Consider the following 14,448-nt stretch of genomic DNA (forward strand, 5'->3'; position numbering starts at 1 on the left):
TATTGCAATTGAATTGAAGATCCACTCGGGGTCTGCGTTACGAGTTTCTTGTCAGTTGGATGTTTGTTGCGTCATTAACTGTGCCAGTATGGCACGCGGCTCTGGGATGCTGTTATTCGGCGATGAGTCGGTTTCGACCCAGGCTTTCTGCCTTGGCTAATGCTCTTCTGGCGCTCTGGATCAGTTCCTCAGGATTGCTTTCCGGTTGTGAACAGGACAATCCTGAGGATGCCGTCACGATGACTTCCTGTTGGCCATTTTCCAACAGGAAGTGATGAGTCCGGATCGAGTCACGAATCATTTCGGCCTGTCTCCAGGCTTGTGCTGGTGTGAGATTCGGAAGCAGGACTGAGATCGTTTGTTCGTCGAACTGACAGATCAGATCCGTATCTCGTGCCGATCGAATGACCAGAGCGATCATCTTTTGTAGCAGTTGACTAGTCTCGCTCGGGCCGTACCGCCGAAGGGCTGAGTCATGCCGATCCATTCTCACCAATAAAAGTGCGCTGGTGGTATGGCAGGCGGTGCCATAATCGAGCATGTGTTTGAGATTGAGATCAAATGTGGTGCGGTCTGGTAGACCAGACGATGCTGAGTGAGCGTCAGTCATCCATTCGAACTGGAAAACTGCTGGTGAGCTGTTGTGGCTGCCGCGCAGGTTGGCAAGCCGCTGAAGTGACTCGATGAGACGGGATTGGACTTTCTCTAACCGATTTTGTCGATCCGGCGGGAATGGTTTTTGAGATTCGGATAGAGCGAAAGTACAGTTCTTCTCGACTTGTTCCAGTTCAGTCAGCAATCGGTTCTGCCAGAGGGCAGCGTCTTTGAGGGCTCGTGAAAACTGGCGCCGTTGCCACCAGGGCCCCAGCCAGATGCCGCAGATAAATCCTGTAGCGGCAGCAACAAGTAGAGCCAGTCCGCCTGTGGATAATGCGAGCCACAAAGTGAACTGCTCATGCGATTCCATGGAAACGGCCTGTGCTGTTTGAGTTGTCGAGAAGTGAATTCGAGCCAAACATCTGGAGAGATATCTCAGTTAACTGGCATAGAGCGCCGCATTTTCCGTCTGAATTCCAGAATCTCGAAGCGAGACGATGTGTGAAAACCTGTACCACGAGTGAGACTCTCCATCGCCAAGTTTGTCTCATAAACGCTCTTTGTGACCACAAGAATTCATACGCGAGGACGTTGTTGATGATGGATAATCTGGCTGTAGCGAATAAGTGGTGCAGGACTGATTCGAGAGTGTTTTCTCAGAAGATGGAGTGTGCATGCGCTCACTGGATTCTCAGTCTATGACGGGAATCCTCGCGTTGTCGACGATCAGCTTTTAGACTGTGGGGAACGTTGTTTATCAATGATCCAGAAGTCGGGCGGCTCGATGGCCGCCATCGAGAAGGTGATTGCGAAATGTATGACCGTGCCCGTCTGATCGAACTGTTTCACCAGAGAGCATTACGGTTTGGAGACTTCACACTCGCATCGGGCAAAAAATCGAGCTATTACCTGGATGGAAAGCAGATCACGCTGCATTCCGAGGGATTGAAGCTGTTGAGCGAAGGGCTTCTGGATCTCCTCGAAGGGATCGAGTTCGATGCTTTTGGAGGGATGTCGTTAGGGGCTGATCCCATCGTGGGAGGGGTGCTGACAGCAGCCGCTGCCCGCGGAAAAGAGCTGGCTGGCTTTCTGGTGCGTAAGGAGTCCAAAGGGCATGGCACACAGAAGTATCTCGAAGGGCCAGTCACTCCGGGGATGCGTGTGGTCATTGTGGACGATGTCGTGACGACCGGGGGGAGTGCACTGCTTTCGGTTGATCGCTCAATCGATTTTGGTCTTAACGTGATTCAGGTTGTCGGAGTGGTCGACCGCAAAGAAGGGGGTGCTGCCAACTTTGCCGCCCGCCAATTGCCCTTCAAAAGCCTGCTCAGTATTGAAGACTTCGGGATCAAACCACCAGTAGTCGGCTAGGAGTTCCAGAGTGAAACTTCTAGCAAAAATCAGCAGCTACTTTGATGTATCTGGTCGCTGTTCTGGGCTGACTGCCCTTGAGATGTTGTTTGCAGATGGTGCCCCTGATTGCACAGACGCAGAGGGGGAGCTCTTGACTGGTGTTTTACTCGTCCGGACAGGGACGAATTCCTGATAGCTGGCAGTGACCACCTTGAATGGGGCAGACGGAGCTCCTTGGGCAACTGGTTGTACAGGCATTTCGGGTGCTGCAGGTCGCACTTTGCGAATGACCCCATCATTGGCGGGGAACGGGTCAAACGGATCCTGAGGTGAAGTTCGATTCCGCTCAGGAAGAGGTGGTTGAGTCGCAGGAGTGGGCCGTCCAGTCGGTGACTCACGATTTCTCGTGGAGCTATCAGGCTGCCCGGCACCAGGCAATGGACCTAATGGCGGAAAGTCATCCGGGATCTCGGTAGGCAGTGCCGGAAGTGTACGCCTGCCTGCAGGCGACTCAGGTTGACTTGTTTTTGGATCGGCCTTTTCCAATAAGTCGAGTGGATCGAAACCATTTGAAAAAGGATCCGGTTCTGACGCTGGTTGTGGCGATCTGGAGCGCACTGAACTTTGAGGATTCGCAGCGTCCGTGTCGGGAGCAGCAGACTCGAGGGCGTCAGGAAGCCGGGGTAAATCTCTGTTCATCAGACTGGGGACTGGCTCGTTGAGTTCCGGAAATGGATCCAGCGGCTCATTCGGGATCGAAGGGTTGGGCTTTCCAGGGAGTGTCGGATTCCAGCCGGATCGATTGGGGATGGTTTTGTCGATCCGATCTTCGAGGGTTTGATTGATCTCTGGTGATCGCAGGGGATCTCTTGCTGGCACGTCTCGATTGCGGGGAGTCATCTCCGGCAGCAGCGGCAATGGCTGTCGCGGATCGGCAGGTCGGCCAGGTTCTGGTGTCGTGCTGGAAGGAAGAGGCTGCCCAGGTAATAGATCTGGAAAAGCGTTATCCAGGGGATCGCTGGAAGGTCTTGTGGTCGAATTGCGTGGTCTGGCTGGTTCAAGAGGTTCAGTGAGGTTATCAAGCCGATCTCGTTCGAGCGGCATCGTGCGAGATGGTTGCCCGGATGGCGGAAGGTCTGTTGGAACCGGGCCGAAATCGTCTGGCAATGGTGGAAAATCGCGAGAGTTTTCTCGCGGCATATCGGTGGTTGATGGAGAGGCTTCTCGATCCAGCAGTGGGCGACGACCTGGTGCTGGGCCGAATGTATTGTCGTCTGGCATGACGGGTTGAGTTTGTCGAGGTTCAAAAGCAGGCTCGTTGACTGCAGGGAGTGAGGGCCTTCGAGCGGGAAGAGAATTCGTCGAATCCAGTGACTGAGGTTCCGGGCCGAAAGGATCTGCAGACGGGGTGTTGTTGCCCCTGTCACGCAGGTTGAGATCTCTTCCGGGATTGGGATCGAGCACCCGATCCAATTCCCGGCCAGTTCGATCTGATCGATTCAATGGATCATCGACCGGGGGAGGACCAAAAGGACGGCCTGAGTCGGCTCGTTCTCTCATGTTAGCTGGAACACGAGGAAGTGGCTGGTTGGAATTTCGTAAAGAATTCTCGAGATCTGACGAAGAATTGGGACGCGGGTTTGCAGGCAATTCCCCCGGTGCCGGGCCAAACAATCCATGATCCGTTATTGGATTCTGTGGGCGAGCAGCAGGGATTCGCTCACGCGGTGGCAATAGCTCATCACGGGGCATTGAGGGGACGCGTGGATCGCTTGAAGAATTCTCCGAGCGGCCAGGACGAGGTAAGGGGAAATCTGAAGGCTGGTCACGCGGAGTGTTTCGCGCGGGAACAGCAGCCGGTGAGTATCCTGTATCGTCGGTCACCAGTAATTGGGAAACTTCCATAGCGATCGGTGTATCTGGTGAAACGGCCCGCAGCACGGCTTTCCCGGCACCGAGCGTCTTGCCCTCAATGATGAAAATCGTCTGGTGATCTTCATTGAGCCGGAGTGAACCGACTTCATATTCCACGGCATTGCCGTAGTAATGCGTGAGTTCAGGAGACAGGTCTGCCAGAATGCGGACATTGTCGAGCGGAATCTCGCCAATGTTCTGTACGCGAATGTTCATTTTGAGATTTTTGCCTTTGACAATCCGATCTGTGCTGGAAAGCTGAATTGCCAGGCGGGCATTTTTGCGGGGCGGAGTCACCAGTGTGCGTGAGCCAGCGACGGCATCGGCAGTGACCTCAGCGACTGTCTGCACAAGTGAAGGGTTCCCCGACTGCAGGCGATACTCGCTGCTGGTCGCTCCCGCGGGAAACCTCCCCAGATTGGTCGAAAGGAGATCGTTCGCCGTCTGCCGGCTGGAAAGCCAGCGCGTCGTGAGTCGCTCCGATTCACCCGGTGGCAACAGCGAGATGGATCGTTTCAAGCCATCCTGATCGACATAGCCATCTGGAAATGCTCCCACAACTTGCGGCATTCTCGAAAAAGGTTCGAGGACTTCAACGAGAGGCAATGTTTCCGAAGAGAGGTTTCGAATGGAGACAATCGATTCTCCCCCTTGTTGCAGATCGGATCTGCGAGAAGACTCCATGGCCACTTCGAAATATGCTTCTCCTCTGGCGGCGACGGTCGATTTGGGGACGTCGGACGTCAGGTCGTCTGCAAGGGCTTTGGGCAGGCGGTTACCGAGACCCGTATAAGGCGTTGCCAGTGAATATGCCGCCATTTGAGAATCGTTGGGGCGTGATTGTGCCCGGCGCCAGTCATCACGAATTCGATTGAGAATGTCGCTCCAGGCTCGCGAAGACTGACCAGAATCCGAGCTGGCGGTGGCTTCATTACGTGATGCATCCATGGCCGCTAGCGCGGCTTCGGGCACCACACTATGCAGCCAGTCAACACTTAATGAAAGATCTGCAGGCACAGTAAACGTCGATCGGGACAGATAAGGATCGACGACCCGCCGCTCCAATCCCACGAACATAAATTCAGCAGGGTAATCGGCCACCAATAGCTGGGGAGCCAATGAGATTCTGGTATCGACATCAGCCACAGGGAGTTCAGGGATCCGTGGCAGTCGGGCAGCCACAGGTGGTAATTCGATATTCACATTGTAAAGCGTTGGTTCGCGATAGGACGCCGGGAGCATGAATGTGAGGAAGACCCCCAGAAATCCTGCAAACGCGACTGCGTACCACTCTCCTCTTTGTGAGAGATAGCGTTCGAGGTGTTCCAGCTCGCTCCGCCACCAACCGGACCATCGCACGAGTGATAGTCCCAGCCATCGACGAGTGGCTACAAATTCACGCTCTATGAAATGCCGATACCGGTATCGCACCTTGGGCCATCCCTGTCCTAGTGCAGGTTTCGAGCCAAAAAAACTCGAACCACAACTGCAGTGTCTTTGACGGAAGTAACTCCTCAATCACACAAGAGTTTATGTCATAGCAGAATTTGCATTTGAGTTGAAGTGCAGTTCTGCCATCGATGCCCAGACTCTCTCTTTTTTCTCAATTGCCAGTATCTCCTGGAGCCTGAAACACGAGGAACTTTTGTCATTTCTGCATTGACATGGACCAGGCTTTCCTGACCAGGTTTGGTTTGGGGACATGATGTCTGGAAACCCGGCATTTCTCAAAACCAGAATTTCGTTGATTTTTTCATTGAATACGTGATTCGATAGACAAATCGTTTTGGAGAGCAGGTTTCTTGTATCGGATCAGGTTGCAAACTGATGATGCACTATTCGCCTCCAGCTCATGGGCGGTTGAACAGTGGGTGGGGTCTGAGCATGACAATCGAGAATTCACTGGATCAATCCTTCGTCTCCACAGCCTCCGATAAAATGCGGCAGTCTCTTCATTCTCCGTCGGGGAATGTTCATGCGTCTGATCCAGCTCCACCAGAAGGAAAAGCTGCTGTTCGACCATTCGAACAGGAGCTGATTCAGGCGCTAAAGCTGATTGGTGAGGGGCAATGGCAAGTCTGGTCGCGAGTGGTGGGGCTTGTGGGGCCAAGATCTCTGCGATATGCCCGTTTTCTGACGGAACACGACGCTGATGCCGAAGATGTTGTTCAGCAGTCTCTGACCCGATTGGCAGCTTCGCCCGCTCTGTTTCGCGTTGTGCAGCATCCCTGGGCCTACTTTCTAAAGATTGTGCGAAACGAGGCCATTCGTTTCCGCATTAAGCACCAGCGGCCTCCCGCCATCTCGGTCAATTTACTCACGGAGTTGCAGTTTCGCTCTTCGATAGCGATTGATCCGCTGGAAGTCGCCGAGCGTCAACAGATGATCCAGGCGGCATTGACCGAACTGCCGGTGGATCAAGCGGAGGTTGTCATTCTCAAATTCTGGGAAGGCATGACATTTCAGGAGATTGCCTCAGTGATGGGGGAAAGCCCCAATACAGTGGCCAGTCGCTATCGCTATGCGATTGCCAAGTTGGCCCGGCTGCTTCGTGCTCTGGAAGGAGAAGCCGCCCATGTCTCATGAAAGAGGATGTCAGTTTCAGGCCGACGAAGAATTCGTCAGGCGATTTTTTTGTTTTGAAGAAATTGAGGAATTGCCGCCCGCCGAAGAATTTGTATCACCGGAAGAATTGCTGCCAGGTACTAACCAAAATTGGGCTGACCACCATTGGGCTGACCAACATTGGGAGGTACGAGACGGGCGAGAATTCTTCCTCTGCACAAAGCCTGAGGAATCATTGCCGCTGGTCGATTTTTTCGAGCCGGCACCGTTGGTTCGCCGGGTGCGTGATCGACTGGTGGCTCATGCTGTCGTCACAGAACGCCGGGTCAAGGATCGCAGGCAGCGGCAGATTGCAGCGCAAAGTTTTGTGTTTGCGATGTTGATGGTGATCTCCCCCTGGGTTTCGTGGAATCTCATCAACCAATCGGCCTTTAAGGAAGTGCAATCCCTGCTGTGCGAGGCTATGGCTCCTCGACACCGGATGGTTATCGCGAGTCGTTCCGTAACTTCACGCGAGCATGACCCGGAACAAGAACTGATTGATCGACTGGCTCATCAACGTCGGCAGATTCTGTTCTCGCTACCGGCCCTGGCCACACCAGCGCTGGTAACTTCTCGTTGATACTCTCGCTGTGAATATCATACGGGATGCATTCAATACGATGATCACAACTCACGAATTGGGGGAGGGTTCATTCACTCGATAGAGCGGTAAGAAGCGGTAGTAAACTTCGAGGCACAAGGTGGCCATCGCAGTCGAATAAACACGTCCACCAATCCCTCCCCAGGGATCCTTTGGCTCCCATGTTCCTGCATAAGTTCCGGAACGTGTCTGCATCTGCACGAGACTTTCCCGCATGCCAAGATTCCACATCTCCCACGATTCTCCACCATGCTGGAACATCGTTAATGTCCCGTAGTACCAGTAGTAATCATTGGGTTGGGAGATTCGAGGTAGCGCGCGTTGCAGGTAAGACGTCGCTTCAATACTGGCATCATTGGTCGGGCGAATGCCAAACATCTGCTTGCAGAAATGAGCCTCGGCTGTCATCGCTGGCGAAGGTTGACTTGATCTCCGATAGCCCGCAAGGCCGGATTGAGTCCCTCTGCTGCGAGCTTTTAAGAACGTGATCATGCCCTCGCGAGTTTCGTTTGGTATCGGTATCCCGGCGATCTCCGCAGATTTAAGCAGCATCATCTGCCAGCCAAACATGCTCATATCACTTTCAATGGCACCTTTCTGGTAACGCCACCCACCATCACGATTCTGCATTTGAATTGTAAACTGGACCGCTTTAGCAACGGCGTTCCGTAAGTCGGGATCAGCCTGTGGGTTTTCCTGCATCGCACAAGCTTCTGCTAAGGCGTAGCCGGCGATGCCGTGGCAGTACATGCCATCGTAGTAGTTTGCTTTTCCCCCCAGATATCCATCCACGCGCTGCTGAGAGATCAGCCAGGTCATGGCGTTGTCGACTGTTCTTGAATACTGACCTTCGTCTCGGGTGTAGCCTGCCCCGAGAAACGCCAGCAGTGCTAAACCCGTGATTCCTGTATCCGCATTCAGGCCGGAGCCTTTGCGATCAACGAGATCGACAGGGTCTTCCGGCGATCTTTTTACAGCGCCAGCACCCCAGCGGGCAGCGCTCCAGGAGCCATCATTTTCCTGATGTGAGGCCAGCCATTTTAAGCTGAGTTCGACAGCTTCTTCGCTGGCCTCTGTCCCGCCATTTCGAAGGGCAATCTCCTTGCGTTGGTCAAGCCTGCGTAACTGATAAGTCTCAGGCGTCATCGAGGCTGCGGGGCGTTTGGGAAGAATCGTTCCTGTGCCACGATTCATTTCTGGGGCAGGCGTGATGGCTTCGAGGCTGGGCAGTTCGGTGGCAGACTTGATGGCGGCAATCTGTTCACCAGCCAACGCTGGAGTTGTGGATGGATTTCCCGAAGCAGGTTCCGCAGGCGTGATGGCAAGCGGGAGCCCCTCTGTTGGCATCATAGATCGATTGGGCACTTGACGCGAGAAGAGAGGCTTGGCCGGTACGGCAGGACGTACCTGGGGATCGTTTCCGATACCATCAGCACCCGGTGAATTTGCCGGGACCGGAGTGGCCAATGGAGCGGTGCGCCTGGCCATGGTTTCGGCGGCGAGCGCATTCGGAGGTGGGGTTTCACTCTCCGGATTGAGTGGAAGTTCAATGCGAGAGGCCACTGTGTTGATCTTTTCATCGGCTCGATCAGCTCCCCCTTCCGCTGGAGGACGCAGGTCGTCCGAATCGAGTGGAGTTTCCTGAGGCGTCATTTTTTGACGGGACATTGCAGCCAGTGAATTGGGAACCACCTGTTGCTGTATTGTCTCCTGTGGCAATGGGGCTGTGGCTGCTGGAGTTCCTGAAAAAATCGGCTGCTGGACTTCCATACCCGGCCGCGGAGTCTCTGGCTTCGACTCCTGCAGTGGCAAATCAGGAAAGGCTTCCAGTGCAGCCATTTGTGTGGGTTTATCCCGAGGGGTCAAATCGGGTAATGCACCGGTTTCTGCTTTCCCTGAAGCCGAGATTTCCCTCTGAGTTCGCTCAATCGGCAGGGCTTCCGATGGTGACAGACGCGAGAGGCTCGCATTGGTGGCCTCTGTGTCTGGAGTATCGGCTTCACTCGAAACGAGTTGAATGGCGGGTCCTTCAGTTTCCTGTTCGTTTCGCTCAATTTCACCAAGCCTGACTGCCTCCAATTGAGCGACGTTAGCCCACGCCAGACCCAGCCAGACATGCAGCACGAGCGAGGCAAAGAACGATTTTCCTGTGGCGTTCTGATCGCCCCATCGGGTGGCCAGTAAGGAAAGCACCTGCACCATCAGCAGGAAAGAGCAGAAAATCAGCGCGAGGCGCAGCGTGATCATTTGCCACGAGGTTTCTGCGCCTCCCGCATCAATCAACCACGACAAAGATTCAACCAAGCGACTTAGCATTCTGACCTGTCATTCCAGCCTTTGATCATGTGCCTGAGTTTTTTACCTGTTTTACTTGAGAATCTGCTGACCTGATAAACTTCGACCAGAGGCCCAAAATCACCGTTGAGATCGTGGTTGATGTGCCAGAGAGACGTTACGCACTCCAACTTTTTTTGCAGCCGACATCACTTCCATCACATTCTGGTACGGGCTGGCACCATCGCCGCGAATTAATACGCTTTGTGCCGGGAAATTCTGAATCGCTTTTGCCAGTTCTTGTTCCAGTTCTGCGATTGAAATCTGGCGGGAGTTCAAAGTAATCACCCCGTCCCGCGAGACATTGACCACCAGTTCGTCGGGTTGACCACTAAGTGCCTTGGCGTCGGAAACCGTTGGAAGTTGAATTTTGTACTCGCGTTCCTGATTTTTGAACTGTGTACCAATCATGAAGAACATGAGCAGCAGCATCACGATGTCGAGCATCGAGGCCAGGTTCAGCGTCGGTTCTTCCAGCGGTTCTGTTTTCAGTGGCATGGACAGGCATCCTGGCCTGGGTGTTTCATCCGATGAAACCATCATGTCGCAGAGAGCATCAGCAATCGAGTGAATAAACTACTGAGACGACGAATTGAAGTGGTGACAGGAGAAGCATCGGAATGTCGCCTTCTTCAAGGCAAGTGCCGGTTGATTCAAATACAGCATTCCGCAATATCCTATCGGCTCGATGTGTCTTCGAAGTGAGGCTCCGGCTGAATTTGCCGATTGGCGGTGATTGCGAAGAGTTTAACACTGAAAACAGGCATTGAGAACAGGTCTCATCAGGTCATTTCCACAGACTCTGCTGTCTCTAGCGATGTTTCCGCGCCTTTTCCCCAGGGTTGGATCGATAGATACCGTAACTTGGAGTTCAATCGTCGCATGGATTTGATAGAAAGCTGCCAGCATGGGGCTCGCCACCACCAATGCCATCAATCCCGCCGTTCGCCAGCAATATGAATGGCTGCCATATCCCGCACGCCATCCGCAGGACGAACGCAAAAGGCTGTTGACCACAGCCGTCGATGAACTGGCGACCATTAATCATTATGCCTGGAGCGGGCGGCGAGATCTGACCAAAGGGTTACGAGTGCTGATTGCCGGTGGTGGAACCGGGGATTCAGTCGTCTACCTGGCCCATCAATTAAGAAATACGCCATCGAAGCTTGTTTACGTTGACCTGAGTGAGGCCTCGCAAAGGATTGCCCGCGAACGAATTCTCGTGCGAGGTCTGGGGAAATCTTTCGAGTGGATTCACGGATCGCTCCTTGACCTGAAGCCTGAAAGCATAGGGACCTTTGATTACATCAATTGCTCGGGTGTGCTGCATCATCTCCCCGATCCTGATCTCGGGTTGCGTGTGCTGTCGGCACTGCTAAATCCTCAGGGAGTCATCGGTCTCATGGTCTATGGCCAATATGGCCGCATGGGCATTTACCAGATGCAGGAAATGCTGCGCAAGGCAATCCCTGCCAATTTGCCGCGGGAAGAAAAACTGGCGATGGCCAGAACTCTTGTCGGCCGCCTGCCAGCGACCAACTGGTATGTTCGCGGGAAGGATCTGTTCGATCCGATTGCTGAAATGACAGCCTCGGAGTTTTACGACATTTTTCTGCATTCGCAGGATCGTGCTTATACTGTTCCCCAACTCTTTGACTGGCTGAAGCAGGCGGATCTGCGATTTATTGAGCATACCTTTGAAGGACGTATGCTCTACGAACCGATCCATGCCTTTTCGTCAGATCCCGCTATGCTGGAGCATGTGCTCACTTTGCCTCTGCCTGAGCAGCAGGCCATCTGTGAGCTTTACTGGGGTGTGGCTTCGCGGCATATCTTCTGGGCATCAAAATCCGGGCGACAGCAGGCCTCACTGAATGATCTGGAGCAGATCCCTTGCTTCAGTCATCTGGCAATGATCACGAACCTTCAGACCGCAATTCAGGATTGCACGACACCGGCATGTGATTTCCAGGTTTCGCGTCCGGGTGTCCCCTGCCTGAAAGTTTCCATTTCGTGCGATATCCTGACCAAGAGACTCTTCTCGCTGGTGGACGGTCGGAGAACTGTAGGCAAGATCCGACAGGAACTCATGGAGCAATTCCAGCAGCCAGCCGAAAACATTGAACGGGTAATCCACCACGTCTTCAAACTGCTCGCAGGCTATGACCTGATCGTACTCAGGCACCACTCCACTAGTCCATGGAGTTTCTAGGGTACTCCTTTTTCGCCAACGCTTATCTTCTGAAGCTGCAGTTTGCGAGTGAGGAATCGAGGCAACCCACTAAAGATTAGAGCTGATCGGTCACTCACAGTAATCACCAGAACGGCCTCGCACTTTCATGGTTGTGAATAATGTAACTTCAAAAAAACATTCGATAGCCTCTACTTGTGTCATTCTATGTAGCTCTGAAAGTAATGACGCTTTCCTAACTTGAGATAGTGTAGTCCAAGGCATATCGGTAATTGCTCCTTCGATTGCCCATAGCAAGTTCAAAGTAGGTGGACGCCCTGCTTTTCGAACAGCAAGAAAGCAAACGACTGAACCAAGTCTTCGAAGCTCATCCAAGTTTTAGAGACCAGCGTCGGCAAGCATTTGAGCCGATGCGGGGCCTAGGTTTCGGAGTTTACTGGCTGGGAGAGGGCTCATCATGATTCGAGAAAGCTGAGTTCATTCGACTGGAGGAGTTTAGCAGGAGTCGCATCGGAACCATCGGCGAGCGTATAAACCCCCGCCGTTCGTAGAATCGCATCGCCTTCGTATTGTCGCAATCGGTCAGCAGAGTCATTCGACGACATCCATCTTGACTTGCCTGCTGTATAGCGGCATCCAGCAACAGACCACCCAATCCATGCGATCGTTGTGAAGGGTTGACAACCATGTCCTCGAGAATCGCAACTCGGGCACCCAGAGCAGTACTGACAGTGTATAGCAAATTGACCATGCCGATGATCTCGCCTTCAATTTCGAATTTCAGTATTCGTCCCACGGAAGGATTCTCGATGATTGCCTTGAGTCCGGCAGATTGGGCTGAAGGGTTTGCGACAAACTCAGCCTCTTGCGTGAAGAGTATTGATAACAGTTCGGATAACGCCGGAATATCATCAGTTGTTGCAAGTGATATCATGGAATGGGTTTCAAAAGCAGAAAAGCTTATTCTTGGGTTAAAAAGTCAGAAAGTTACTCTCGCCTTTGCATCGCAGGAAACAATGATTCCTCTGCAGCAGAGGCGACGCCAAACTCGTGATCGAGTATCACGGCTTTGCTTTTGTCATCTCAGGACAGTTTTGATACTCAACGCATATCTCGAGATGCATAAACCACCGAACCAACACCATTCTCGGGAATGCTAAGGGGCTGTACCTGCTGGGTATTCATACGCCAAGCTGCGCGATTGGAAAACTAGAGTCTGTTGAATTATTACCTGTAGCAGTGACTCCTACGCCTTACTTCTTGTTTCGTTTGAGAATGAGGTATGACACCCGGCTACCTTTGGGGGATGCAAAAGTCTTGGGCCTTGGATCGCCGGGTGCATTGAAACAGAGCTTCAGCGTGTCGCCGTCGATCTCGTAGATGCCCAGGGATTTTTCCTTCTTCTTATAGACAAGATCAATGGTCTTTGGCGTCTGGCTGGGATCGAGGGTGATGATTGCAACATCCTTGGGGTCGTCGTCTGGCGAGATCTCCCTCCCGTTGAAGACGAATCCTTCGGGCTGGGTTTCGCCACCGACCTTTTCCCCGCCCACGAGAACCTTTTCAAACGTCCAGCCACCCTGCAGTCTGCGCAAGTCTTTCTCGACTGCATCCACCTGAAGCGACGCCATGCCGAGGTGTGCTGAAAGCAATAAGCAATAGATGGCCGCATTACGCATGACTTTTCTCCATTTAAACACCGCCGAACATTTGTTCGACCGCTGAAGTGCGGTGAAATTTCAGCGCAGATTGGCGGTGTGGCAGGGACTTGTCAATTTCGATGTATCCTAGTGGCAAAGGAGTTGCGACGGATTGCCAATATAAATTGCATGTTACACCGCAATCGACCGCCATGCGATACCGCTGTTTTCATGGTTGGTTGGGGTGCGGTAAGATTCTTTCCCTACGTGGTACGGGTTGGCCAGCAAGGTCGGCAGGCTACGGTCTACTCGCAGGCTACGACCTGATCGTACTCAGGAACAACTCAACGAGTTACTGGAGTTTCTAAGCCGACTTTCGATGAATCATTTCGGCACTGCATGGCCCAATGTTCACACGGCAATGCATGACTTCTGAGAATGTAGTACCGTATTTTCTCTGGATCGCTGACTGATTCATGGCACTGAAAACTTCTTAATCAAATGAGAAATTCGAGTTGTCCAGAATGGGAAAAGAGAGCACGGTTGTTTTTTGTAAGCACTGAGATATTGAGCAGACCGCAGAACCATATGGTAAACCGATTTCGCTCGATCGGGGCATTCGGAGGCCAAGAAAACTACATTCAGGCCAAGTCGAGTGAAGTGTCTGGATTGTCAATCTCAGCCGTCCGTTCCCGGCGTCGATACTCGGCCGACGAGCTCAGGATGAATCCGTCCAGCCCGCAAGACCCCATGACCAAGTACCCAATGACACCTTGCTCAGTGAGCTGTTTTGAGAGGTCGGCTAGGTCAGTAAACTGTATCGTTAACCATCCGTAGTTCTTGCGGGCGAGGAACAAATTCCCCCAATGCTCGACAACCCATTCAGCGTCCACTCGCTGAACATCCAGCAAAATGCTTGGGGCGGCTACGTCGTCAAAGAAGTAGGCTACCAACCCAGCAAACCTCAGGTCGATCAGGTCATATGGTCCAGCCCCGTCGCGGTACTGTGTGTGGAGAATCAGTACCCGATGCTCCAGATGGGCCGCCAAGGCGTATACGAAGTTGTCGTGGACATTGGGTGTCTCCGAAAACCCGTCGGGGAAAAACTGGCATGGGTTCCAGATTGACTCAGCCACGTCCAATCCCCCAGCATCGCTCGCAAAGCACTGTTAGACCCTCGATTCCCTCATAGACTTTATCTGGTTGGCAAC

General features: G+C 53.0%; 12 protein-coding genes. 4 read left to right on the forward strand and 8 right to left on the reverse strand.

Annotated features, from left to right (window positions below; genetic code table 11):
- Positions 1–112: 112 nt before the first annotated feature.
- Positions 113–967, reverse strand: coding sequence for a diguanylate cyclase domain-containing protein (locus tag PLIM_RS07540; protein ID WP_013109719.1), 855 nt, complete (start codon positions 965–967; stop codon positions 113–115).
- A 443-nt stretch (positions 968–1,410) separates the two neighbouring features.
- On the opposite strand from PLIM_RS07540, the gene pyrE reads away from it, so the two are divergent.
- Positions 1,411–1,968, forward strand: coding sequence for an orotate phosphoribosyltransferase (pyrE, locus tag PLIM_RS07545; RefSeq protein ID WP_013109720.1), 558 nt, complete (start codon positions 1,411–1,413; stop codon positions 1,966–1,968).
- 36 nt (positions 1,969–2,004) lie between these two features.
- Here pyrE and PLIM_RS07550 read toward each other — a convergent pair whose 3' ends face one another.
- Positions 2,005–5,295: a chromosomal replication initiator protein DnaA gene (locus tag PLIM_RS07550; RefSeq protein ID WP_013109721.1), complete on the reverse strand. Its 3,291-nt coding sequence runs from the start codon at positions 5,293–5,295 to the stop codon at positions 2,005–2,007.
- 453 nt (positions 5,296–5,748) lie between these two features.
- On the opposite strand from PLIM_RS07550, the gene PLIM_RS22635 reads away from it, so the two are divergent.
- Positions 5,749–6,450: an RNA polymerase sigma factor gene (locus PLIM_RS22635; protein WP_013109722.1), complete on the forward strand. Its 702-nt coding sequence runs from the start codon at positions 5,749–5,751 to the stop codon at positions 6,448–6,450.
- The gene (locus tag PLIM_RS07560; RefSeq protein ID WP_013109723.1) at positions 6,440–7,051 is read left to right on the forward strand and encodes an SH2 domain-containing protein; all 612 of its coding nucleotides are present in this window, start codon (positions 6,440–6,442) and stop codon (positions 7,049–7,051) included. Before PLIM_RS22635 ends, PLIM_RS07560 begins: the two co-directional genes overlap by 11 nt.
- A gap of 51 nt (positions 7,052–7,102) precedes the next feature.
- Here the strand turns inward: PLIM_RS07560 and PLIM_RS22640 are convergent, their stop codons facing one another.
- Both PLIM_RS22640 and PLIM_RS07570 read right to left on the reverse strand, forming a co-directional pair.
- Positions 7,103–9,319, reverse strand: a complete 2,217-nt coding sequence (locus PLIM_RS22640) for a prenyltransferase/squalene oxidase repeat-containing protein (protein WP_148227022.1) — start codon at positions 9,317–9,319, stop codon at positions 7,103–7,105.
- A gap of 168 nt (positions 9,320–9,487) precedes the next feature.
- A complete protein-coding gene (locus PLIM_RS07570) occupies positions 9,488–9,904 on the reverse strand; it encodes an ExbD/TolR family protein (RefSeq protein ID WP_013109725.1) in 417 nt (138 codons plus the stop codon).
- A 409-nt stretch (positions 9,905–10,313) separates the two neighbouring features.
- Between PLIM_RS07570 and PLIM_RS22645 the strand changes: the two genes are divergently transcribed.
- On the forward strand, positions 10,314–11,618 hold the full coding sequence (locus tag PLIM_RS22645) for a class I SAM-dependent methyltransferase (protein ID WP_013109727.1): 1,305 nt from the start codon (positions 10,314–10,316) through the stop codon (positions 11,616–11,618).
- Positions 11,619–11,708: 90 nt separating this feature from the next.
- Here PLIM_RS22645 and PLIM_RS25000 read toward each other — a convergent pair whose 3' ends face one another.
- The 4 genes from PLIM_RS25000 to PLIM_RS07590 all read right to left on the reverse strand — a co-directional run bounded on the left by PLIM_RS25000 (position 11,709) and on the right by PLIM_RS07590 (position 14,373).
- Positions 11,709–11,972, reverse strand: coding sequence for a TfoX/Sxy family DNA transformation protein (locus PLIM_RS25000; RefSeq protein WP_081440228.1), 264 nt, complete (start codon positions 11,970–11,972; stop codon positions 11,709–11,711).
- A 58-nt stretch (positions 11,973–12,030) separates the two neighbouring features.
- A complete protein-coding gene (locus PLIM_RS25005) occupies positions 12,031–12,531 on the reverse strand; it encodes a GNAT family N-acetyltransferase (protein WP_013109728.1) in 501 nt (166 codons plus the stop codon).
- A 319-nt stretch (positions 12,532–12,850) separates the two neighbouring features.
- On the reverse strand, positions 12,851–13,276 hold the full coding sequence (locus PLIM_RS22650) for a TIGR03067 domain-containing protein (protein ID WP_013109729.1): 426 nt from the start codon (positions 13,274–13,276) through the stop codon (positions 12,851–12,853).
- Positions 13,277–13,878: 602 nt separating this feature from the next.
- Positions 13,879–14,373: a hypothetical protein gene (locus PLIM_RS07590; RefSeq protein ID WP_013109730.1), complete on the reverse strand. Its 495-nt coding sequence runs from the start codon at positions 14,371–14,373 to the stop codon at positions 13,879–13,881.
- Positions 14,374–14,448: the final 75 nt, after the last annotated feature.

This window comes from Planctopirus limnophila DSM 3776 (assembly GCF_000092105.1).
In the GTDB taxonomy this organism is placed as follows: domain Bacteria; phylum Planctomycetota; class Planctomycetia; order Planctomycetales; family Planctomycetaceae; genus Planctopirus; species Planctopirus limnophila.

What these genes read in the sequence shown, in the direction of transcription:
- PLIM_RS22645 (WP_013109727.1), top strand. Translation starts at nt 10,314, where the DNA reads ATGGGGCTCGCCACCACCAATGCCATCAATCCCGCCGTTCGCCAGCAA.
- PLIM_RS07540 (WP_013109719.1), bottom strand. Translation starts at nt 967, where the DNA reads ATGGAATCGCATGAGCAGTTCACTTTGTGGCTCGCATTATCCACAGGC.
- pyrE (WP_013109720.1), top strand. Translation starts at nt 1,411, where the DNA reads ATGTATGACCGTGCCCGTCTGATCGAACTGTTTCACCAGAGAGCATTA.
- PLIM_RS22650 (WP_013109729.1), bottom strand. Translation starts at nt 13,276, where the DNA reads ATGCGTAATGCGGCCATCTATTGCTTATTGCTTTCAGCACACCTCGGC.
- PLIM_RS07560 (WP_013109723.1), top strand. Translation starts at nt 6,440, where the DNA reads ATGTCTCATGAAAGAGGATGTCAGTTTCAGGCCGACGAAGAATTCGTC.
- PLIM_RS25005 (WP_013109728.1), bottom strand. Translation starts at nt 12,531, where the DNA reads ATGATATCACTTGCAACAACTGATGATATTCCGGCGTTATCCGAACTG.
- PLIM_RS22635 (WP_013109722.1), top strand. Translation starts at nt 5,749, where the DNA reads ATGACAATCGAGAATTCACTGGATCAATCCTTCGTCTCCACAGCCTCC.
- PLIM_RS22640 (WP_148227022.1), bottom strand. Translation starts at nt 9,319, where the DNA reads ATGATCACGCTGCGCCTCGCGCTGATTTTCTGCTCTTTCCTGCTGATG.
- PLIM_RS07570 (WP_013109725.1), bottom strand. Translation starts at nt 9,904, where the DNA reads ATGCCACTGAAAACAGAACCGCTGGAAGAACCGACGCTGAACCTGGCC.